Consider the following 20,378-nt stretch of genomic DNA (forward strand, 5'->3'; position numbering starts at 1 on the left):
ACTGCGTTTAAGTTCCGGTGTGAGTTTTGTTCTGTAAAAAAAAAGGAGAATCCGCACCAATTCCTCTTCACACTCAAGTTAACATTTTATTAACCTTTGAAACAGCCCGAAAATCAGAGGCGCCGCCGCCATCCGTCTCGTCTATATCCAGCGAAGGATCATTCACGGCTCGGGGCAGCCGGATGGGGAATGTGCCGCACGTTTTGAACATCCGGTAGCGTGACACCGATCTCGGCCATGGCGGTGCGGATCGCGGCGTCGATCGGTGTGCGCGGCTCTTCGCCGAGGAAGGCGGCGAGCCTGTCGTTATGCATGTGCAGCGGCACGCGCCAGAGATAGCGGACTTCGAGGAGTTCGCGCATCAGCGTCATGAACGGCGCCAGCAGCGGCACGATGAACCAGGGGAAGGGGCGGATTTTCAGGTTGGGATTGCCGGCGACCCGGCGGATCGCCTCGGCCATCTGCATCCCGTCCTCATCGTAGAAGCCCTCGAAATGGAAGCGTGCGAAGGTCGGCAGCTCATCGGCCCGTTCGTTGAGCCGTGCGAAGGTCTCGGCAAGATCCGGCAGGTATGCCCACTGGTGGCCGACACCGGGCGTGGCTGGGCGGATGATGGCGCGAAGCGGCTGGCCGGGCTTCACCACCTGTCCGAACCAGCTGTTGCCAGCTGCCGCGCCGCCGAAGAAATCGCCGGCACGCACCATGATGACCTGGATGCCTTCCCAGGCGGCCTCGCGCAGCCGTTCTTCCATTGCAACACGGATCCGGCCCTTGCGGGTGGTGGCGTTCTGCGGGCTGTCCTCGCTCGGCTCCGGCAGCACGTCGCGACCGAAATTGTAGATCGTCGCCGGAAACAGGATGCGGGCATTGCGTTGTTTGGCGGCGGCGATCGTGTTTTCCAGCATCGGCATCGCCAGCGTCTTCCAGTTCCTGTAGCCGGGCGGATTGACGCCATGAAAAATGAGGCTCGCGTCGGCAGAGGCGGCGATGATGTCTTCGCGGTTCATCGCATCGCCCTTCACCCATTCAAATTGCGGCGTCTCGCGGGCGTGGGGCGCGGGATTGCGATGCATCGCCCTGACGCGATAGCCGCGGGCATGAAGCGCGCTGGCAACAGCGCCACCGATGCCGCCGGTGGCGCCAAGGACGAGTGCGATGGGTTTATCGATGCGGGTCAGGTCTGGCATGACTGTCTCCTTGCGACGGATTTGCTGCACGCAAGATGGGGGAGACGGTTAATAAACGGAATTGTATAAATCTGTATCTCAGCTATACATAAATTATGCTTCAACCGAACGCGAACTGGGATCTCTACCGCACATTGCTCGCCGTGATCGACACTGGCTCGCTGTCAGCGGCCGCGCGCCAGCTGGGGCTGACGCAGCCGACCGTCGGGCGGCATATCGAGGCGCTTGAAGCGAGCGCCGGGCGCCAGCTCTTCACGCGTTCTCAACGTGGCCTGGAGCCGACGGACACCGCGGTCGCGATGAAGCCGCTTGCTGCGGCCATGGCGGCCACCGCCGACGCATTGCGGCGTACGGCATCGGGAACCGGGGACAGCGTGTCCGGCTCGGTGCGCATCAGCGCCAGCGATGTCATCGCCATCGAAGTGCTGCCCTCCATCCTGGCGCCGTTGATGGCTGAGCATCCGCGCCTCGAGATCGAGATATCGGTCTCCGACCAGGTCGAGGATCTCCTGCATCGCAAGGCCGACCTTGCGGTGCGCATGGTCGAGCCGGTGCAGGACGCGCTGATTGCGCGGTCTGTCGGCCAGATCGCCATTGGCTGCTTTGCAAGGCGGGACGTCATCGAGCGCCACGGCACGCCGCAGTCGCTCGGCGACCTTGCGGGCTTCCCCACCATTGGCTTCGACAATCCGCTGGCCTATGTGCGCGAGACGCTGAAGGCGTTTCCTGATGTGCCTCTGCCCCGTTTCAACTTGCGTTCCGACAGCAATCTTGCCCAGCTTGCCGGCATTCGTGCCGGCTGCGGCTTCGGCCTCTGCCAACTGGCGCTCGGTCGGCGGGACGCGAACCTGGTGGAGGTGCTCGCCGGCCAGATCCCCTTCAGCCTGCCGACCTGGGTCGCGATGCATGAGGACCTGCGTCACTCGCCGCGCTGCCGGGTCGTCTTCGACGCTTTGGTCGGCGGCATGAAGCGCTATTGCAGCGGTGATCAATCGCCGTCCGAAGGCAGGTAGCGCTCGACGATCAGGTGCCACTGTTGCGTCTGCAGCGTATCGAGAATGGCGATGTTGATGCGGTCGCGGTCGGGGCTGTCCTGGGGCATGATCAGGCCGTAGCTCTGCTGCGAGAACTGCAGATTTGTAAGATAGAGGTCGCGATAGCGCCGCAGCGCCCATTGCAGCGCCGCCCGATCATAAACGAAGGCGTCGATCTCGCGGCGCTCCAGCGCGGTCAGGCCATCGGCGATGGTGTCGTAGTGTGTGGCCGGAATGTTGAGCACCTTCAGTTCCGTCGCGGCAGATGACTGGCCGATGGTACCGACGTCGAGGCCCGACAGGTCGCCGATGCTGTCGATGAAATTGGTATTCAGCGAGGAAGTGAGCCCGGCGGCGAGCTGGGCCGTGGTAATGCTCGCCAGGATCAGGGCGGATATCATCCAGCCCATGGCGAGCAGACGGCCGATGAAGGTCACCGGCGACTTGTCGCCGTAGCCGACCGTGGTCATCGTCACCGCCGCCCACCAGAAGCCTGAAAACAGGCCCCGCGCGGGCCGCGGCTCGAACTGTTCGGGATTGGCGCGGCGCTCGACGAACCAGACCAGCGCGCCGATGACGAAGACCGGACCGGTAAGCAGGCCGAGCATGTAGAGGAAGGCTGGCGAGGCAAGGATGCGGAAGATGAATTGCGGCCCGAGCCTGTCGACCAGCCTCAAGGCCACGCCGATATCGCCGCTGTAATAGGGCAGTGAGAAATCGATGATCGCTTCGTCGGCGGCGTTGATCGGCACGGCGCCGATCGCGGCGTCGAGCGTGCCATCCCGGACAGCGCCGACCATCGCCTCGGGCGCGGTTTCCACCATATGGTAGCCGATCCCCAGATTGTCGGTCATAGATTTCATCAGATCGATGCCGAGCCCGTACCAGCTGCCGTCCTGGTCCTGCATCATGAATGGCGGAACGGGGTTGACGCCGATCGCCCAATCCTCGTCGTTCTGCTGGGCATGCGAAACGGAGGGTGGGCAAAGGCCGGACAAAAGCGCGGCGACAAAAAGCCCGATCAGCCACAGCAATGGGCCGGAGCGTTGGAAATTCGACTTCATCAGGGCGTCCAAGCGTTACAACCTGTCGTCTATAGCCCCTTTGCCGCGGGCTGTTAAGCGCGAGCCGGTTGCTCGACAAAAAAAGCGCGCCATGATGGCGCGCCTCTTATGCAGCAGTGCCTGTCGTGCTCAGCGGCAGGCGGCGCAGAAGCGCTGAATGCGGTTGCAGGCCTCTTCCAGCTGCTCTTCCGACGTCGCGTAGGAAATCCGGAAGTTCGGGCCAAGGCCGAAGGCCGAGCCGTGGACGACGGCAACGCCTTCCGATTCCAGGAGCTCGGTGACGAAATCCTCGTCGGTCTCCATCACCTTGCCGGTGGGCGCAGTCTTGCCCATCAGGCCGGCGCAGGACGGATAGACGTAGAACGCGCCTTCCGGCGTCGGGCAATCAAGGCCGGTGGCCTGGTTCAGCATCGAAACCACAAGGTCGCGGCGCTTTTCGAAAGCCTTCTTGCGCTCCGGAATGAAATCCTGCGTGCCGTTCAGCGCCTCGACCGAGGCCCACTGCGCGATCGAGCAGGCGCCCGAGGTCTGCTGGCTCTGGATGGTCGTCATCGCGGTGATCAGCTCGGCTGGGCCGGCGGCATAGCCGATACGCCAGCCGGTCATCGCATACGCCTTCGAAACGCCGTTCATCGTCAGCGTGCGGTTGTAGAGGCCGGGCTCGACTTCGACCGGGGTGACAAACTTGAAGTCACCATAGGTCAGGTGCTCGTACATGTCGTCGGTGAGCACCCAGACATTCTCGTGCTTCATCAGCACGTCGGTGAGCGCCTTCAGCTCGTCATGCGAATAGGCTGCGCCCGACGGGTTCGAGGGCGAGTTGAAGATGAACCACTTGGTCTTCGGCGTGATCGCCTTTTCGAGGTCCTCCGGCTGGAGCTTGAAGTTATGCTCCTGGCTGGCGGATACGAAAACCGGCGTGCCGCCGCACAGCGACACCATTTCCGGATAGGACACCCAGTAGGGTGCCGGGATCACGACTTCGTCGCCGGGGTTCAGCGTCGCCATGAAGGCGTTGAACAGGATCTGCTTGCCGCCGGTGCCGACGATCGTCTGAGAAGCCTTGTAGTCGAGGTTGTTCTCGCGCTTGAACTTGGCGGCAATCGCCTCGCGCAGCGGCTGGATGCCGGGAACCGGCGTGTACTTGGTCTCGCCGCGATTGATCGCCTCGATCGCCGCCGCCTTGATATTGTCCGGCGTGTCGAAATCGGGCTCGCCTGCGCCAAGGCTGATGACATCACGGCCTTTCGCTTTCAGATCGCGCGCTTTCTGTGCCACCGCGATGGTGGCCGAGGGCTTTACACGAGAAAGGGCGTCAGCAAGGAGTGCCATGATGTAGGTCCTGATAGCTTGATTGATCGATGAAAGGGCGGCCATCGCCTTTTCAACTGCATGGTCTAAGCGCAATTCGCCCATCGTTTCAAGCGCTATCGTCACCGCAGGGGCAATTCCGGCGCGCAGGGATCGCAAACCATCCGGCGACCCGTCGGAACCCGTGACAATGGCAACTATCTGTGATTGCATCGTTACAGGATGCAATTGTCACTTTGTCGCCCCAAAAAGGGTCTGTTTCGACCGCCTTCGGTCCGAATGACGTCGCAATTTGATGGCCTTATCGAGATCAGCAGAGAAAGAACTGCAGAAGGAATGGCCAGATGAAGACAATCAAGCAGATGTTGGCAGGGTTTTTGAAGCCTTCCCTGAAGCGCTGGGCGGCTGCGGGCATGGTTGTGTTTCTGCCGGGCGCCGCATCGGCGCAGCAGATCATCCCCGCCATTCCCACCGGCGGGCCGGACAGCTCGGTCCTGATCTTCGGCGACTATCTGCGGCTTCCCGTTACCGCACCGTCATCGCAGACGCTGCAGGGCATCTTCACCGAGGCGCTCTCGCGCGATTTGCTGATCGGGCTGATGCTGGCAATCTGCGTCGCCATGGTGATCGGCGCCTCCTATCTCTGGCGCGAGAATGTCGACCACCTGCGCGCCGACGCCGAGCGCCAGAAGCAGCGCGAGACGCTCGATCTGCTGTAAGTCTTGAGAAGCCCGGATTTCCCGGGCCTTGCCGCGGCAAGATCGGCCCAACGCGGGCCGCATCGACCCTTAACCTGCTCGGCCGAAGGAGGCGCGTGTGGGATCAATCATCGTCGTTGCCTTCCTCTGCCTTAATCCGGATTTCCGAGCGCCAGCTGATCGGCCAGTGCTCCGCGCCGACATCGGTCCCGTCGCAGGCATTCTTCGCGCGTTCATGCGTCAGGACCAGGGGGTTGCCGGACAACTGGCTTTCGATCTTCCAGTAGTGCGCCAGCCCGCAGTCGCCGAGACCCCTGCCGAGAAAGACTGAGGTTAGCTTGAGGTTCTTGAGATCGAAGTTGACGTTGTAGACCGTGTCGAGAACGGTGATGCCGGCATCGCTGACATTCGGAAACTCGGCGCGGTGGAAATCCTCGTCCTTGCCGACATACATCTGATAGGGCTGGTTATAGGCCCCGCTCGGCCCGCAGGGCAGCAGCACCATCGTTCCCCAATTCCCCTTGAATGCGAAGGCATCGGATTGCTGCAGGTGCTGCTCGTCGGTATAGCAGGCGCTGTTCTTGTCGGAGAGATTGCGCAGGATCGAATCCGGAAGCTGGTCGTAGCGGCTGATCGCCCAGACGGCGGGATCGGCCGGCGGTTCCACCAGGCCGGTCTCCACCAGGGCATCGGTATGCCCGTCGCGGCTCTGCAGCGTGTCGACGAAGCGGGCGCTGGTTGCAAGTCCGGTGAGCGCGATGTCAGCCGAGAACGCGCCGAGGCCGCCGGAATAGCTGATCGTTGCGGAATGGCCATCGCTCATCCGGCGAAACAGTACCATCAGTGTGTCGGGATCGCTGATGCCGAAGGCGCCGAGGGCGTCATCCTCGGCCAGCCCGGCGATGCCGGTCGAGAAGGCTTCGACGCCGTCGACAACGATCCGGTACTGACCCTTGGGGTCGCCTTTCTGGAAGAAGCCCGGCGGAAACGGCAGGCTCAGCGTCAGCGGGGCGTTGGGGGCGGAGGTGCGGTGCCACTGGATTGCCGCGAGTTCGGAGCCGTTTGCGCCGCCGCCGGCGGACGGAGTGAGGGAGATGGTGCAGCCATAGGCATTGTTGCAGCTCACCGCCCAGCCTTCGATCTGGCGGTATTCGAAGGCTGACGCCGCTGGAACGGCGCCCCCCATGAAAAGGGCGACCGTCGCCATGAACCGAAATGGCTGCCGCATGATTGTCTCCCGGCCTGTTTTACCGAAGCGCGCAACCACCGCGCGCCGCCGATTGCGGGGTGGTTCCGCCCGGTCCTACACCAGCTTGCCGGAGTAAGGCTAGGGGCGGCGGCATCGGCGCGGGCTATAACCACAGTTTCGCACCGCCCCTCGGTCAAAACATATCGACAAGTGGTATCAGTATATCCGATCCCGCTCTTCTTGGAAGGCGGGGCGATAATCGCTGGCCGCGATAGAAACAAAGGCGGCTTGCATCAATCATGAAAGCACCACGAAAGTTTCGCTTGCCAAACCACCACAAACACCGCATTCTGTCCGTGTTCGGGCATTTTGCGAGCACGGGAAGACCATATAATCTCCATGCGCGACGGGAACGCTAATTTTCCGGGCGGTTTGAATGATCTGGCCTGCGTGCGCACCCAGGCGAACCGCGTTAATAAAGGTACCTTTCCTCCAAATTCGAGAAACGCCTGCACTGCCTCTCCGGGGCACTCACGCATTGGAATATCCGCCTTCACTGGAAAAGAGGCGGTGAGCAAAGGACCTTGAAGCATGGCCGAGACTGGCACAGTAAAATTTTTCAACACTGACAAGGGGTATGGCTTCATCAAGCCAGACAATGGCGGCGCGGACATTTTCGTCCATATTTCCGCCGTTCAGTCCTCCGGCCTGACCGGGCTGACGGAGAACCAGAAAGTCAGCTTTGATACGGAGCCGGACCGCCGCGGCAAAGGCCCCAAGGCGGTCAACCTCCAGGTCACGGACTAAAAGTCCCGCGCCCATCGGGCGCTGGCGCCGGGCGCCTTGAATATGCGCATCGCTTCCGAGAGGAGGCGGGGCTCTCAAGGCTAGCGGCGCGGCAAGGTCTCTTTCAAGAGAGGCTGCGCTTTCGTCACCGTTACCAGCCGCGCGCGCTCGCCTGTCTCAGCGCGCGGCTGACGACCTTTCCTTGGCATGAAAGCATGTCTGGTGCGCCCATGCGCAGGATGAGCGGCACTCTGTCCCCGAGTGCTGGACGCGTTTTCTTTAAGCATTCCGCGCCCGCGCGAAGACGCGCGTTTCCTCAGAAGCTCCAGTTGCGCGATTTCGCGACGATGAAGTCGCGGAAGACCTTCAGCTTTGCCGAGTTCTTCATCTCGTCCGGATAGCAGAAATAGGTGTCGAAGGTCGGCACGTCGGCGTGGGTGACGAGCTGCAGCAGGCCCGGATCGCGCCCGACGATATAATCCGGCAGGATGGCGATGCCGATGCCGAGAAGGGCGGCGCGCTTGATCGAGGTCAGCGAGTTGATCTGCAGGTGGGCTGGACGCGGATTGTCCGGCGAGCGGCCGGCGATCTCGAGCCAGTTCACGTCGAGCAGATAGTTCGGCGCTGGTTCACCGAACGAGATGATCCGGTGGTTGTCGAGATCCTCGATCGACTGCGGCTCGCCATGGCGGTTGATATAGGACGGCGAGGCGTAGACATGCATGTGCACGGTGAACAGCTTGCGCTGGATCAGGTCCGGCTGCTGCGGCTGGCGCAGGCGGATGGCGCAATCGGCATGGCGCATGTTCACATCCAGCTCCTCGTTGTCGAGGATGAGCTGGATCTGCATGTCTGGATAAAGCTGCAGGAATTCCTGCACCTTGTCTGTCAGCCAGCCCTGTCCAAGGCCGACCGTGGTGGTGACGCGCAGCTTGCCGGAGGGCTTTTCCTTGGTTTCCGTCAGCCGGGTGCGCACGCCCTCGAGCTTCAGCAGCACGTCGTGCGCCGTCCGGTAGAGCAGTTCGCCCTGCTCGGTGAGGATCAGGCCGCGGGCGTGGCGGTGAAACAGCTTGACGCCGACATCCTGTTCCAGCGCCGAGACCTGGCGACTGATGGCGGACTGGGAGAGGTGGAGCTTGTCGGCCGCGTGGGTGAACGAGCCCGCCTCCGCTGCGGCATGGAATATCCGCAGCTTGTCCCAGTCCAGAGGCATGCTCGTACTTTTCATTGTCCCTACTCCGCGGCGGCCAGCGTACCAGTCTTTTGCCCGGTGATATAGCGTTCCGCTTCAAGTGCCGCCATGCAGCCCATCCCGGCTGCCGTCACGGCTTGTCTGTAATTGTCATCTGTCACATCGCCGGCGCCGAAGACGCCGTCAATGCTGGTTTTCGTCGTGCCCGGCTCGGTCCAGAGATAGCCGTTCGGCTTCAGCCGCAGCTGGTCGCGGATGAGGTCGACCTGCGGCGTGTGGCCGATGGCGATGAACACGCCGTCGGCGTCGACCGTCTGCGTTTCGCCGGTCTTCACATTCTTCAGGCGCACGCCGGTCACAGACGGAGGAAGCGGCGGCACGGCACTGGTGCCTACTATTTCCTCAACAGCGTGATTCCAAATGACTTTGACATTTTCGAGGGCGAAAAGCCGTTCCTGCAGAATTCTTTCGGCGCGGAAGGAGTCGCGCCGATGCACGATCGTCACGCTCTTGGCGATGTTGGCGAGGTAGAGGGCTTCCTCGACGGCCGAATTGCCGCCGCCCACCACGACCACGTCCCTGTTGCGATAGAAGAAACCATCGCAGGTGGCGCATGCGGAAACGCCGCCGCCGTTGAAGGCCTGTTCGCTGTCGAGCCCGAGCCACTTCGCCTTGGCGCCGGTGGCGAGAATCACCGTGTCGGCGGTCCAGACCTCGCCCGAATCAGTGGTCGCGACAAAGGGTCGCGCGGAGAGATCGAGCCTGGTGACGAGGTCGTTGACGATTTCGGTACCGACATTTTCAGCCTGAGCAAGCATCTGCTCCATCAGCCACGGTCCCTGGATAGGATCGGCGAAGCCCGGATAGTTCTCGACATCCGTCGTGATGGTCAGCTGGCCGCCCTGTTCCAGGCCGGCGATCAGCACCGGTTTCATCATCGCCCGCGCCGCATAGATTGCGGCGGTGTAGCCGGCCGGGCCGGACCCGATGATGAGCACCTGCGTGTGGTGGTCTGCCATGTCTAATCCTTCTGGCCGGCGCAGCGCCGACCGCATTCATCTGTCTGGCCCCCATTTATGGACGGAAGCACGTGTGTTTCAAGGCCATTGCGCCTCATACCAACAGGGCAGTTTGATACTGTTGAAAGAATCCTGCGGACTGTTGTAATAATATTGCGCGCGACGCGGTTCGCGCGGGCACGATCAGGAGACATGAATGCGCGCCGATCTCGATTCCGTCGATATCAAGATTTTGCGGGAACTGCAGCGTGATGGCCGCATGACCAATGTCGAGCTTGCAGAGCGCGTCGGCATTTCCGCGCCACCTTGCCTGCGCCGGGTGCGCCGGCTGGAAGAGGCCGGGATCATCGAGGGCTATAACGCAATGTTGAACGCGCCGAAGCTCGGTTATGACCTCGTCGCCTTCTGCATGGTCGGCCTCAAGCATCAGTCGGAGACCGAACTGAAGGCTTTTTCGAAAGCGACGGAAGACTGGCCGATGGTGCGTCAGGCCTGGATGACCTCCGGCGAGACCGATTTCCTGCTGCATTGCGTTTGCGAAAACCTGATGCAGTTCCAGGATTTCGTCATCGAGGTGCTGACCACGAACACCCATGTCCATACAGTGCGCACCATGCTCACCATCCGGCAGGTGAAAAAGGCGGGACTGGTGTCTCTCTGAAATGGGTCAGTCGCGTTTCATCAGTCGCTGATAGGCCGCGTATTCCTTTTCCAGCATCGTTTCGACGGTGAAGTTTTCGAGCACGTGCCGTCGGGCGGCGGCGCCGATTTCGGCAAGCGCAACAGGCTCGGCGAGCGCCCTGTCGATGGCATCCGCCATCGCCTGCGGATCTGCAGGAGGCACCAGAAAGCCGGTCTTGCCGTCGATGACCGTCTCCAGGCTGCCACCATGGGCGGTCGCGACCACCGGCGTGCCCATCACCTGCGCCTCGATCGCGACCCGGCCGAAGGCCTCAGGGCGCACCGAGGAAGAGATGGCGAGGTCGGCCGCGGCCATCACCGCCGGGATGTCACGGCGGCTGCCGGTGATCCTCACGCGGTCGCCAAGGCCCTTATCGGCGATCTGCGTCTGCAGGGCGGCGATCACCGTGTCATTGCCGCTGCCGACGATCGCGAGGTGGAAGTCGCGGTTCTTCGCCAGCGCCATGGCCTCGATCAGATAGCGGTGACCCTTCCACTCGGTGATCCGTCCGACAATGGCGACGAGCGGACTGCCGCCAAGCTCCGCCCGGGTCGCATCGAGCGTGGCCGGCGCGATCAGCTGCGGGTTGAAGAGATTGGTATCGACGCCGCGCGGCGCGACGATGATGCGATCGTCCTCGACACCATAGACGGAGATGATGTGATCGCGGATGAAGGCGGAGTTGGCGACGATGATCGGCGCCTTCACCATCACGCCGTTATAGGCGCGCTTGAAGCGATTGCCGTGGCCATAGACGCCATGGAAGGTCGTCAGAAAGCGCGGATGGCAGCGTGCCCGCATGCAGGCGAGATATCCCGCCCAGGCTGGCGCGCGGCTTCGGGCATGGACGATGTCGATCTGGTGGTCGTCTATCAGACGTGCGAGCTTCACGGCGTTGGCGAGGATCGATGCCGGCGATTTGGCACCGACCTTCATCTCGATATGATGTGTTCCGGTTCCGATGAGGGCATCGACCAGCGGCCCTCCGGCGCTCACGACCCAGTTTTCGACGCCCTTGGCGGCCAGATACTCGGCCATTTCGAGCGTGCCGCGTTCAACGCCGCCATCGCCCATGGCGGGCAGCAATTGCATGATGCGTGCGGTCTTCATGGCCTTCTCCGGCTTGGTTTCGGGCGATCGGTAGCAAGCAGTTGTGCACCGCGCAAGCATAGCGAAGGCGAAATGGGTTCGAAAGCACCTTGCGCTCTTCTGCCGATCGGCTATGAACGGCCGGCAGTCGAATTCGCCGATGGGAGCCGAAGTTTGCAGACGGTCGTATGCATGAAGTGGGGCACGCGCTATCCGGCGGACTATGTCAATCGGCTCTGGTCGTCCATTCAGCGGAACACAGAGCGTCCGACGCGTCTCGTCTGCTTCACGGATGATCCGAACGGTGTCGATCCGGCCGTCGTCACGCATCCCCTGCCGGAGATCCGGATTCTCCCCGAACTCTCCTGGTTGCCCTGGCGCAAGCTGTCGCTGTGGCAGGCGCCGCTCGCCGATCTTTCCGGCGACGTTTTGTTCCTCGATCTCGATGTCGTCATCACCGGCAACATCGATGTGATGTTCGACTACGAGCCCGGAAAATACTGCGCCTGCGAAAACTGGACGCAGCCCGGCCAGGGGATCGGCAACACCTCGGTCTTCCGCTGGCATGTCGGCCGCAACACCCACATCTTTTCCGATTTCGAGGAGAATGGCGAGGCCATTCGGAAGAAATACGGGATCGAGCAGGTCTATATCTCGCGTGAGATCGACGAGATGGTGTACTGGCCGCGGGAATGGTGCCTGAGCTTCAAGCATTCGCTGATGCCGATCTGGCCGCTGAATTTCTTCAAGGTGCCGAAGCTGCCAGCTGATACCCGCGTCGTCGCCTTCACCGGCAAGCCCGATCCGGACGAGGCGGCGGTCGGAGAGTGGCCGGTCGATATTTTCTGGAAGAAACTCTACAAGTTCGTCCTGCCGACGCCGTGGATCGCCGAAAACTGGCGCTGAGCGCCTCAGTCTGCTGACCGATCCTTTCTACGGGCGTCCCTCGGGGCGCTAGAGTTCGGTCTTTTCGTCGGCGGGCGGCCGTTCCAGGCGGTTGTGATGGAACAGGCCGGGATAGATCATGCCCATCGCGAAGCGGTTGCCGCGCCACCAGTGGCGGTTGGCGGGGCAGTTCACCGGGTGTTCGAGATCGGGCATGCCGTTGACGCGCTTCGTCCCAGGGTTCTTCCGGGCAAAAGCCACCAGCTCGCCGAGAAAGAAGGATTTGGTCGTCAGAAACGGCCTGTTGGACCAGTTCAGGCAATCCGAATGGGTGCAGTAGAGGCGGTCGGCGAGCTTTTCGATTTGCGCATTGCCGTTTGCAGCGATCTCCGGAAAGGCGAGCGCCTCGTTCATGCGGGCGAGCGCCGGGCCTGGCCGCATCCGGCCAATAAGTGTCGGCCGCAGCGGTAGTCCGGCCTTCCAGTAGCGGCGGAAGCGGGAGGAGGGGGGCGTCAGGCGTTCCTGGAGCTGGAAGGCCGCGATCGCGTGCCTGTCCATCTGCCGCACGGCTTCCGCGAGCAGCAGAGGCGCGTCCGGGTCCTGCGTCAGCATGTTGTCGCCTTCGACCACCATGATGTGCTCGGCTGTCGGTACCTCGCCGCAGCGGGCCAGACCTTCCTGGATGCCGAGATTTTCCGTCGTCGCGACCGGCTCGAAGCCGAATCCGGTCGCGATGCGCATCTCGTCCGGGGCGCCTTCCTGGCAGATCACATAGCGTTCGCTGAACAGGTGCGCGATCGGCGTGAGCGCCGCGAGCGTGTTCTCAAGCGTCTTCGGCGCTTTCCATGTCAGCACCGAAAGCGACAGCGGCGGCAATGGGGCCGCCGATGCGTCGGCGGCTTGGTCTTGAAAGGTCATCGCGTCATGCCGGTTGCGGCGGGCTGCCCTAGCGCCAGTTGATTTCGAGGATTTCGTAGGCGCGGGCGCCGCCGGGCGCGTTCACCTCGATGCCATCGCCGACTTCCTTGCCGATCAGCGCGCGGGCGATGGGCGAGGAGATCGAGATCTTGCCAGCCTTAACATCGGCCTCGAGATCGCCGACGATCTGGTAGGTCTTCTCTTCTTCCGTATCCTCGTCGACGAGCTTGACGGTCGCGCCGAACTTGATCTTCGGGCCCTTCATCTGTGCCGGGTCGACGATCTCGGCGCGTGTGGTCACGTCTTCCAGTTCGCCGATGCGGCCCTCGTTATAGCTCTGGGCTTCCTTGGCGGCGTGGTATTCTGCGTTTTCGGAAAGATCACCGTGGGCGCGCGCTTCGGCGATCGCCTGGATGATGCGCGGACGCTCCTCCTGCTGGCGCCAGCGCAGTTCCTCCCGGAGCTGGTCGGCGCCGGTCTTCGTCATCGGTACTTTTTCGACCATATTCTATTCCTCTGGTCCTTCCGGGCACGGCAAACCCGACCCGCCCTCGAGCGAGCCTTCGGATGCGCCGTGCACCCTCAAATTCTTCTGTGCGGAGCAACCGAAGCCTGCAGATAGGAACCCGGCTCCGGTTTTGCCACACAAAAAGAAACAGGTTCCGAAGCGTGACCCCGGAACCAGTTTCATACGACTGATGCTTTTATAGCAGAACAGGCGCGCCGATTTCCAGACAAATCGACCGGCGGCCTTTTGCCACGGCGTTAGCCGTGGGCGCCGTGATCGTGGTCGTGATGGCCGGCGTGCTCGTGGTCGCCTTGATGTCCGCCACCTTTCAGCGCCTTCCAGAAAAGCCATGCGGCCGGAACGGCAAACACCAGGTTCAGCCAGAAGGTATAGTCGAGACTGAACTGGGTGAGATCGCGCTGGATGTCGGGTGCCTCCTCGGGAATGAGGGAGAGCGCCGAGAACAGAAGCTCCATGATGATCCCCGAGATCACCATGGTGACGAACAGCACGCCGCCAATATACGCTGCAAGCTTCCAGCCGAAATAGCGGCGATAGGCATCAAGCAGCGGCAGGATGATCAGGTCGGCATAAAGGAAGGCCAGCACGCCGCCGAACGAAGCGCCGCTCGAAAACAGGACGGCCGCGAGTGGCACGTTGCCGATCGAGCAGACGAAGGTGAAGATTGCGATGATCGGGCCGATGACCGCGTTCAGCGGCACGCGCAGCCACGCCGGCGCATCGACGAGGAAAAGCGCCTGCCAGACCGCGTCGGGCACGAACACCGAGAGAATGCCGCCGATCAGAAACCCGGCGAGCAGGTCCTTCCAAAGCATCGACCACTCCATGACGAAATTCTGGGCGATACGGCCCGGAGCGGCCGGATCCTTCAGTCGATCGCGCCAGGTATCGCCCTCAAGCGGCATGCTGTGATGCTGGTGGCCACCGCCTTCTTCCTCGTGCGTGCGCGCCTCTTCGGCGATCTTCTTCGGATAGGTAAGCTTGACGACGAGGCTCATGATCGCAATCAGCACCAGTCCGCCGATCCATTCCGCAGCCATGAACTGCCAGCCGAGGATGAGCAGCAGGATGATGCCGAGTTCGATGACGAGATTGGTGGAGGCAAACAGGAAGGCAAGCGAGGTGACCAGCGCTGCACCCTTCTTGAACAGGGTGCGCATGATCGCGGCTGAGGCATAGGAGCAGGAGGAACTGGCCGCACCGGCCGCCGAGGCAAAGGCAATTTCCTTCGCCGTGCCCTTTCCGAGCCGGGCGGAAATGCTGTCGGCGGAAACCAGAGCCTGCAGGACGGCCGAAATGGAGAAGCCGAGCACGAGCGTCCAGCCGGTTTTCCAGGCCATGCCGAAGGCCATCAGCAGCGCCTGGCCGATATCGGAAAGAAAAGTCTGCATGGTGTCCCCTTTCTTCGGGCGAACGTCCGCCGCCGGGTTTGGTTCCACGATGCCGGCTTTTCAGTGGATGTCGGCCACCACACGCGGCATTGTTGCTGCAAAGATGCGGCGGGCTGTCAGTGCAAGCATGAGCAGGCTTACCGCAGCGACGACGGCACAGATTGTAAAACTCGCGCAAAAAGCATCGCGGGCCTGTGCGAGCCAGGCGGGTGTGCCGCCCAGCATGGATGCGCTGTCGACGGCGCCGGCCAGTGTTTGTCGGGTCGCTTCGGCCATCGCAGGCGGCAGGTCCGAGAGGTCGACGGGGCGCATCGCCAGACGGTAGACGACCGTGGCAAGACTGCCAAGCACGGCAATGCCGAGCGCGCCGCCGAACTCGGCGCAGGTTTCCGACATCGCCGAGGCGACGCCGGCGCGCTCCGGTGGTGCCGAGCCGACGATCAGCGCCGTTGTGGTCAGCACCACCGGCACGAAGCCGAGGCCGAGCACTGCGGTTGCGAGCAGCATGCCGGCGAGGCTCTGGTAATGGGCGGCCGCCGCCATCGACAGCGCGCCGACGGCATTGATCGAGAGGCCGCCGAGCACCGTAGTCACCGGGCCGAACCGGTCCGTGACCCGCCAGGCCTGCAGCGACATCACCGCGAAGAAGACGCCCGGCAACGCCGCCCAGAGCGCGGCATCAAGGGGCGAGAGACCGAGCACGAGCTGGAAGAACTGTGTCTGGAACAAAAACAGGGCAAACAGGAAGAACAGTGCTGCCATGTTGACCAGCATGGAGACGGTAAAGGCCGGGCGGCGGAACAGCGCGAGGTCGACAAGGGGATGATGGAGCCGGCCCTGGCGGCGGACGAACAGCATGCCGAAGACGATGCCGATCGCGATCGGTGCGAGGTGCAGCGGTTCGAACCCATAGGCCGCCAGATGCTTGAACCCGTAGATGATCGGCAGAACGGTTGCGAGCGATAGCACCACGCTCGGCAGATCGATCGGGTCGCTGTCGCCGGAACGGTATTCGGGGAGCAGAAACGGGGCGCTGGCCAGGAGGGCCAGCATGACTGGGATATTGATCAGGAAAACCGAGCCCCAGTGGAAGAAATGCAGCAGCACCCCGCCTGTCACCGGGCCGACCACGCCGCCGACGGCGAAGGCCGTGCCCCAGACGCCGATCGCCCGGTTGCGCTCGTTTTCGTCGCGGAACATGTTCATGATCAGCGACAGCGTCGACGGTGCGACGGTCGCGCCTGCAATGCCGAGAAGGGCGCGGGCGAGAACCAGCATGCCGGCGCTCGGCGCCAGCGCCGCAAACAGCGAGGCGAGCGCAAAGGCGGCGCTGCCGATGAGCAGCACCCTGCGCCGGCCATAACGGTCGCCAAGACTGCCCATGGTGATCAGCAGGCCGGCGACCATGAAGCCATAGATATCGTTCATCCCCAGAAGCTCGGTCGCCGACGGTTCCAGCTCGCGCACGATCGATGGAATGGCGAGGAACATCACCGAGAGGTCCATGGAATAGACCAGACAGGCGACAGACAGGACCACAAGGCCGATCCATTCGCGGCGGGTTGCCCGTGCGGGCGCGGCGTCAGTCATGCGGTCTTCTCCGGAAGGTGGCCCGTTGAGGCAGAAAACGGAATTTGCGCCGGGGTGGTCCCCGGCGCAACCTGCGTTTCATCAATTTTTTCGAAGGGGTGTTGGTTCAGGGCGTGTTCGAAACGAGGCAGAAAAACGCGCCCTGCGGATCGAGGCACTGCGCGACCACGGCGCCACCGGGGACATCCATCGGTCCGTTGAGCAGTTGCCCGCCGCCCGCCTTGACGCGCTCGATTGCGGCGTTGAGGCCATCGACAGCGATATAGTAGCCCCAGGCCGACATCGGCATTTCGTCCGGCTTCTTCATGATGCCGCCCATATCGTCTTCGCCAAGGCCGAAAAGGTGGTATTTGCCCATCGGTCCCATGTCCATCGCCGCGCTTTCCTTCCAGCCGAACACCTTTTCGTAAAAGGCGACCGCGGCCGGGGCGTCCGTGGCATAAAGCTCGCGCCAGGCAAAGGTGCCGGGTGAGCCCGCGGGCGGTGCCTCCGGCATGCCGCCTTCCGGCGGGATCGGGTTCATCAGGCAGATCACCGCCCCTTGCGGGTCGGCCACGACGGCGAAGCGGCCGACCGACGGAATGTCCATCGGCGGCACATTGATGCTGCCGCCCTCGGCGACGAACTCGGCGGCCTTGGCATCGACCTCCTCGGCATAGACATAGCCGGACCAGTTCGGCGGAACCTTGCGCGCCAGCATGTCCTCGTTGAGTGCCATCATGCCAGCGGCGTAAGTGTCGTATCCGGAAACGGAGAAAAGCGTGTAGCTGACATCGGCCACGCCGCTGTCCTTCGCCTCCCAGCCGATGACGCTCTTGTAGAAGGTTTCGGCAGCAGCCGTGTCAGGTGTCAGAAGTTCATACCAGATGAAGTCGCTGCTCATGTCGTTCTCCTCGTTGATGGCAAATGCAACGCCTGTCGTTATTTAAGTTGATATCAACCTAAGTGACGATCGTCAATCCTCATCACGTCCATTGTAGACCGGATTGATGACAGCATTTCGTTGCCACGATCGTCGTTGCCAGCGTCGAGGCTTGCGGCTATTCTCGTTCCGTGACCTGCCGCTGCGATGGCGTCGTCAGCATTGGGGAGGCCGCAATCACCATGATGATGGTCCTGCACGCCCGGACGTTTGAGCGCTTCTGACGAAGCGTTTCGAACCGGGCAGGGGTAATCCGTCCGGTTCAGCGGATGAGGATTGACCCATGAACGGACTGGCCACGCGCCCCGAGAATTTCGTCTGCGAGAACGGCACAAAGGCGCCGCTGCCCTTCAGCCAGGCGGAGTATGACCGCCGACTTGCGCACTTGCGCGCGCGGATGGAGGCGCGCGGCATCACCGCCGTGCTGCTCACCTCCATGCACAACATCGCCTATTATTCTGGCTTTCTCCATTGCTCTTTCGGCCGCCCGTTCGGCTGCGTGGTGACGGCAACGCGCTGCACTACGATCTCGGCCAATATCGATGCCGGCCAGCCGTGGCGTCGCAGCCATGGCGACAACATCATTTATACCGACTGGAAGCGCGACAATTTCTGGCGCACGGCGGCCGGACTTCTTGCGGGCCATGCCCGGATCGGGATCGAGGGCGATCAGATGACGCTTGCCGCCCGTGCCGCGCTTGAAACCGCAGTCGGCGCCCGCGAAGTCATCGACCTTGCGCCGGATGTGATGACGCTGCGGATGGTGAAGTCGGCGGAGGAAATCGCACTGATCCGCGCGGGCGCGCGGGTCGCCGATATCGGCGGCGCGGCGATCCGGGAGGTGATCGGCGAAGGCATGCGCGAGATCGATGTGGCGATGGCCGGGCGCGATGCGATGGAGCTTGCCATCGCAGAGACCTTTCCGCACGCCGAATACCGCGACACCTGGGTCTGGTTCCAGTCGGGGCTTAATACCGACGGAGCGCATAATCCGGTAACGGCGCGGCGGCTCGCGAAGGGCGATATCCTCAGCCTCAACACCTTCCCGATGATTTCCGGCTATTACACGGCGCTGGAGCGAACGCTGTTTCTCGGCGCGCCGGATGCCGCTTCACTGAAGCTTTGGGAAACGAATGTCGCCGCTCATGAACTCGGCATTTCGCTGATCCGCCCCGGCATCTCGTGTGCCGCGATCTGCGAGGAGGTGAACCGTTTCTTCGCCGATGCCGGCGTGCTGCAATACCGCTCCTTCGGCTACGGCCATTCCTTCGGCATCCTCAGCCATTATTACGGCCGCGAGGCCGGGCTGGAGCTGCGCGAGGATATCGAGACCGTGCTCGAGCCCGGCATGGTGATTTCCATGGAGCCGATGCTGTTCGTGCCGGAGGGCACCCCCGGCGCCGGCGGTTACCGCGAGCACGACATTCTGGTCGTGGGCGAAGACGGCGCCGAAGACATCACCGGCTTTCCCTATGGACCGGCGCACAACATCATTGCTGGCTAGAGCAAACGCACCGATTTAGCCGTGCAGGCGGCTGGCATAGGCATCGAGCTTTGCCAGCGTCTGCCGGCCGCCTTCGACGGCGCCGAACTCGACGGTCGCATCGCGAGCTTCAACAGTCTCGAAGATCAGGATCAGCGAAACGCGGGTCTTTCCGCCTTCGTCCTCGAGCAGGATCATGCCGCGGAAATGGGCGGGCTCGCCGAGTTCGGCGCCGTGGTCGTAGGCAATGCGGGCCGGAGGGGTGATCTCCGTATAACGGATCCAGTTGGGCCAGTGCTTTCCGTCGGGGCCGTGCATCGTGTAGTGCCACAGCCCGCCGACTGAAAAGTCCATGGCATGGGTCTCGTTGACGAACCCCTCCGGCCCCCACCACTGGTCGAGGTGTTTTTCATCGGAAAGCGCTTTGAACACCAGTTCGCGCGGGGCGTTCATTACACGCTCCAGACGGATGATTCTTGCGGGATCGAGGTCTGCGGTCATCGGTCTTCTCCTTCAAGAAACTGTTCAAGACGTTCGAGATTCTGGTCGTTGGCGGCCTTGAGGAAGCGGGCCATCGCCTGGTTTTCCTCGGTCGGCTCGAATTCCATGATCCAGACAATGCGGCTTCCCCCTGCATGGTCCTCGAACCGCATCTCCAGCACGAAATCATGCACCGGCAGATGATGGCGGGTGCGGATAAGCTGCCCTTCTTCAATCTCCAGAAACGTCCAGTGATTGTCGAATGCGTTGCCGTCCGAGGTGGTCATGACGATCCGCCAATGGCCGCCCGGGCGGAAATCGAAGGCGGTGATCTCGTTTTCGAAACCGTGCGGCCCCCACCAGAGGGCAAGTTTTGAGGGATCGGAGGCTGCGGCGAACAGCGTGGCGCGGTCCTGCGGAAAGCTTCTTTCGTTCTCGATCTTGAGGCTTGCGTTCTTCTCGCTCATGGCTTTTCCTCCTTTTGAATTTTAGCAAGATGGGCTTCCAGCCGGTCGAGCCGCCGCTCCCAGAGTGCCCGGTAGTCTGAAAGCCAGCCATCGACCGCCTTCAGAGTTTCGGGCTCTATCCGGCAGGGGCGGGTCTGCGCCGCACGCCCGCGGGAGATCAGTCCGGCGCGCTCCAGCACCTTAAGGTGCTTGGACACCGCCGGCAGCGACATGTTGAATGGCTCGGCCAGTTCGTTGACCGTTGCCTCGCCCACCGACAGCCGGGCAAGGATCGCGCGTCGGGTCGGATCGGCGAGGGCAGCGAGTGTCTGGCTCAGTGGATCGGACATTCGGTATTTATCCCATCGGTTAATTAACCTAATGGGTAAATAAGGAAGATAAACCTTTGCGTCAAGCCCAAAGAAAAGGGCAGGCGCTGGGCCTGCCCTTGGTTCGTCGATAAATCTGTCCTCACACTCCGCG

General features: G+C 62.4%; 21 protein-coding genes. 6 read left to right on the top strand and 15 right to left on the bottom strand.

The genetic code is table 11. The features are described from left to right. Positions 1-158: 158 nt before the first annotated feature. Complete coding sequence (locus TM49_RS10515) at positions 159-1,187, bottom strand: NAD(P)H-binding protein (protein ID WP_045681118.1); 1,029 nt, start codon at positions 1,185-1,187, stop codon at positions 159-161. A 95-nt stretch (positions 1,188-1,282) separates the two neighbouring features. Between TM49_RS10515 and TM49_RS10520 the strand changes: the two genes are divergently transcribed. Continuing rightward, positions 1,283-2,200: a LysR family transcriptional regulator gene (locus tag TM49_RS10520; protein WP_045681120.1), complete on the top strand. Its 918-nt coding sequence runs from the start codon at positions 1,283-1,285 to the stop codon at positions 2,198-2,200. Here the strand turns inward: TM49_RS10520 and TM49_RS10525 are convergent. Both TM49_RS10525 and TM49_RS10530 read right to left on the bottom strand, forming a co-directional pair. Then, positions 2,176-3,285: a transporter substrate-binding domain-containing protein gene (locus tag TM49_RS10525; RefSeq protein WP_082074703.1), complete on the bottom strand. Its 1,110-nt coding sequence runs from the start codon at positions 3,283-3,285 to the stop codon at positions 2,176-2,178. The genes TM49_RS10520 and TM49_RS10525 overlap by 25 nt on opposite strands. A 129-nt stretch (positions 3,286-3,414) precedes the next feature. Further along, a complete protein-coding gene (locus TM49_RS10530) occupies positions 3,415-4,617 on the bottom strand; it encodes a pyridoxal phosphate-dependent aminotransferase (protein ID WP_045685112.1) in 1,203 nt (400 codons plus the stop codon). A 323-nt stretch (positions 4,618-4,940) separates the two neighbouring features. Between TM49_RS10530 and TM49_RS22635 the strand changes: the two genes are divergently transcribed. After that, on the top strand, positions 4,941-5,315 hold the full coding sequence (locus TM49_RS22635; RefSeq protein ID WP_052699805.1) for a hypothetical protein: 375 nt from the start codon (positions 4,941-4,943) through the stop codon (positions 5,313-5,315). 103 nt (positions 5,316-5,418) lie between these two features. On the opposite strand, the gene TM49_RS10540 is transcribed toward TM49_RS22635, so the two are convergent. After that, positions 5,419-6,522 carry a DUF1176 domain-containing protein gene (locus TM49_RS10540; RefSeq protein ID WP_082074704.1) on the bottom strand — a complete coding sequence of 368 codons (1,104 nt, stop codon included), beginning with the start codon at positions 6,520-6,522 and terminating at the stop codon, positions 5,419-5,421. Between the two features lie 552 nt (positions 6,523-7,074). Here TM49_RS10540 and TM49_RS10545 point away from each other — a divergent pair. Beyond that, positions 7,075-7,290, top strand: coding sequence for a cold-shock protein (locus TM49_RS10545; protein ID WP_045681128.1), 216 nt, complete (start codon positions 7,075-7,077; stop codon positions 7,288-7,290). Positions 7,291-7,585: 295 nt separating this feature from the next. Here the strand turns inward: TM49_RS10545 and TM49_RS10550 are convergent, their stop codons facing one another. Next, positions 7,586-8,482: a LysR family transcriptional regulator VtlR gene (locus tag TM49_RS10550; protein WP_045681130.1), complete on the bottom strand. Its 897-nt coding sequence runs from the start codon at positions 8,480-8,482 to the stop codon at positions 7,586-7,588. A gap of 20 nt (positions 8,483-8,502) precedes the next feature. Continuing rightward, complete coding sequence (gene trxB, locus TM49_RS10555) at positions 8,503-9,480, bottom strand: thioredoxin-disulfide reductase (RefSeq protein ID WP_045681131.1); 978 nt, start codon at positions 9,478-9,480, stop codon at positions 8,503-8,505. A 196-nt stretch (positions 9,481-9,676) separates the two neighbouring features. Between trxB and TM49_RS10560 the strand changes: the two genes are divergently transcribed. Continuing rightward, positions 9,677-10,141, top strand: coding sequence for an Lrp/AsnC family transcriptional regulator (locus TM49_RS10560; protein WP_045681134.1), 465 nt, complete (start codon positions 9,677-9,679; stop codon positions 10,139-10,141). 6 nt (positions 10,142-10,147) lie between these two features. On the opposite strand, the gene TM49_RS10565 is transcribed toward TM49_RS10560, so the two are convergent. Beyond that, the gene (locus TM49_RS10565; protein ID WP_045685113.1) at positions 10,148-11,272 is read right to left on the bottom strand and encodes a glycosyltransferase family 4 protein; all 1,125 of its coding nucleotides are present in this window, start codon (positions 11,270-11,272) and stop codon (positions 10,148-10,150) included. Positions 11,273-11,425: 153 nt separating this feature from the next. Between TM49_RS10565 and TM49_RS10570 the strand changes: the two genes are divergently transcribed. Next, the gene (locus tag TM49_RS10570) at positions 11,426-12,157 is read left to right on the top strand and encodes a hypothetical protein (RefSeq protein WP_244464844.1); all 732 of its coding nucleotides are present in this window, start codon (positions 11,426-11,428) and stop codon (positions 12,155-12,157) included. A 48-nt stretch (positions 12,158-12,205) separates the two neighbouring features. Here the strand turns inward: TM49_RS10570 and TM49_RS10575 are convergent, their stop codons facing one another. From TM49_RS10575 to TM49_RS10595, 5 genes are all read right to left on the bottom strand, one after another. Beyond that, on the bottom strand, positions 12,206-13,054 hold the full coding sequence (locus tag TM49_RS10575; protein WP_144409537.1) for a hypothetical protein: 849 nt from the start codon (positions 13,052-13,054) through the stop codon (positions 12,206-12,208). Positions 13,055-13,082: 28 nt separating this feature from the next. After that, on the bottom strand, positions 13,083-13,559 hold the full coding sequence (greA, locus tag TM49_RS10580) for a transcription elongation factor GreA (RefSeq protein ID WP_045681138.1): 477 nt from the start codon (positions 13,557-13,559) through the stop codon (positions 13,083-13,085). A gap of 260 nt (positions 13,560-13,819) precedes the next feature. Further along, positions 13,820-14,974 (bottom strand): permease, encoded by a 1,155-nt coding sequence (locus TM49_RS10585; RefSeq protein WP_045681139.1) that lies wholly within the window; start codon positions 14,972-14,974, stop codon positions 13,820-13,822. A 60-nt stretch (positions 14,975-15,034) separates the two neighbouring features. Continuing rightward, complete coding sequence (locus TM49_RS10590; protein ID WP_045681140.1) at positions 15,035-16,564, bottom strand: MFS transporter; 1,530 nt, start codon at positions 16,562-16,564, stop codon at positions 15,035-15,037. A 106-nt stretch (positions 16,565-16,670) separates the two neighbouring features. Next, the gene (locus TM49_RS10595) at positions 16,671-17,447 is read right to left on the bottom strand and encodes a VOC family protein (RefSeq protein ID WP_045681141.1); all 777 of its coding nucleotides are present in this window, start codon (positions 17,445-17,447) and stop codon (positions 16,671-16,673) included. Positions 17,448-17,769: 322 nt separating this feature from the next. On the opposite strand from TM49_RS10595, the gene TM49_RS10600 reads away from it, so the two are divergent. Beyond that, positions 17,770-18,990: an aminopeptidase P family protein gene (locus TM49_RS10600; RefSeq protein ID WP_045681143.1), complete on the top strand. Its 1,221-nt coding sequence runs from the start codon at positions 17,770-17,772 to the stop codon at positions 18,988-18,990. Between the two features lie 15 nt (positions 18,991-19,005). Here TM49_RS10600 and TM49_RS10605 read toward each other — a convergent pair whose 3' ends face one another. From TM49_RS10605 to TM49_RS10615, 3 genes are read right to left on the bottom strand one after another with little or no spacing between them, the layout of a single operon-like run. Beyond that, on the bottom strand, positions 19,006-19,470 hold the full coding sequence (locus TM49_RS10605) for an SRPBCC family protein (protein ID WP_045681144.1): 465 nt from the start codon (positions 19,468-19,470) through the stop codon (positions 19,006-19,008). Then, entirely contained in the window at positions 19,467-19,916 is a 450-nt protein-coding gene (locus tag TM49_RS10610; RefSeq protein WP_045681146.1) for an SRPBCC domain-containing protein, read from the bottom strand. The genes TM49_RS10605 and TM49_RS10610 overlap by 4 nt, the downstream gene beginning before the upstream one ends. Beyond that, the gene (locus TM49_RS10615) at positions 19,913-20,245 is read right to left on the bottom strand and encodes an ArsR/SmtB family transcription factor (RefSeq protein ID WP_045681148.1); all 333 of its coding nucleotides are present in this window, start codon (positions 20,243-20,245) and stop codon (positions 19,913-19,915) included. Before TM49_RS10615 ends, TM49_RS10610 begins: the two co-directional genes overlap by 4 nt. Positions 20,246-20,378 lie beyond the last annotated feature (133 nt).

Source organism: Martelella endophytica, assembly GCF_000960975.1.
GTDB lineage: Bacteria > Pseudomonadota > Alphaproteobacteria > Rhizobiales > Rhizobiaceae > Martelella > Martelella endophytica.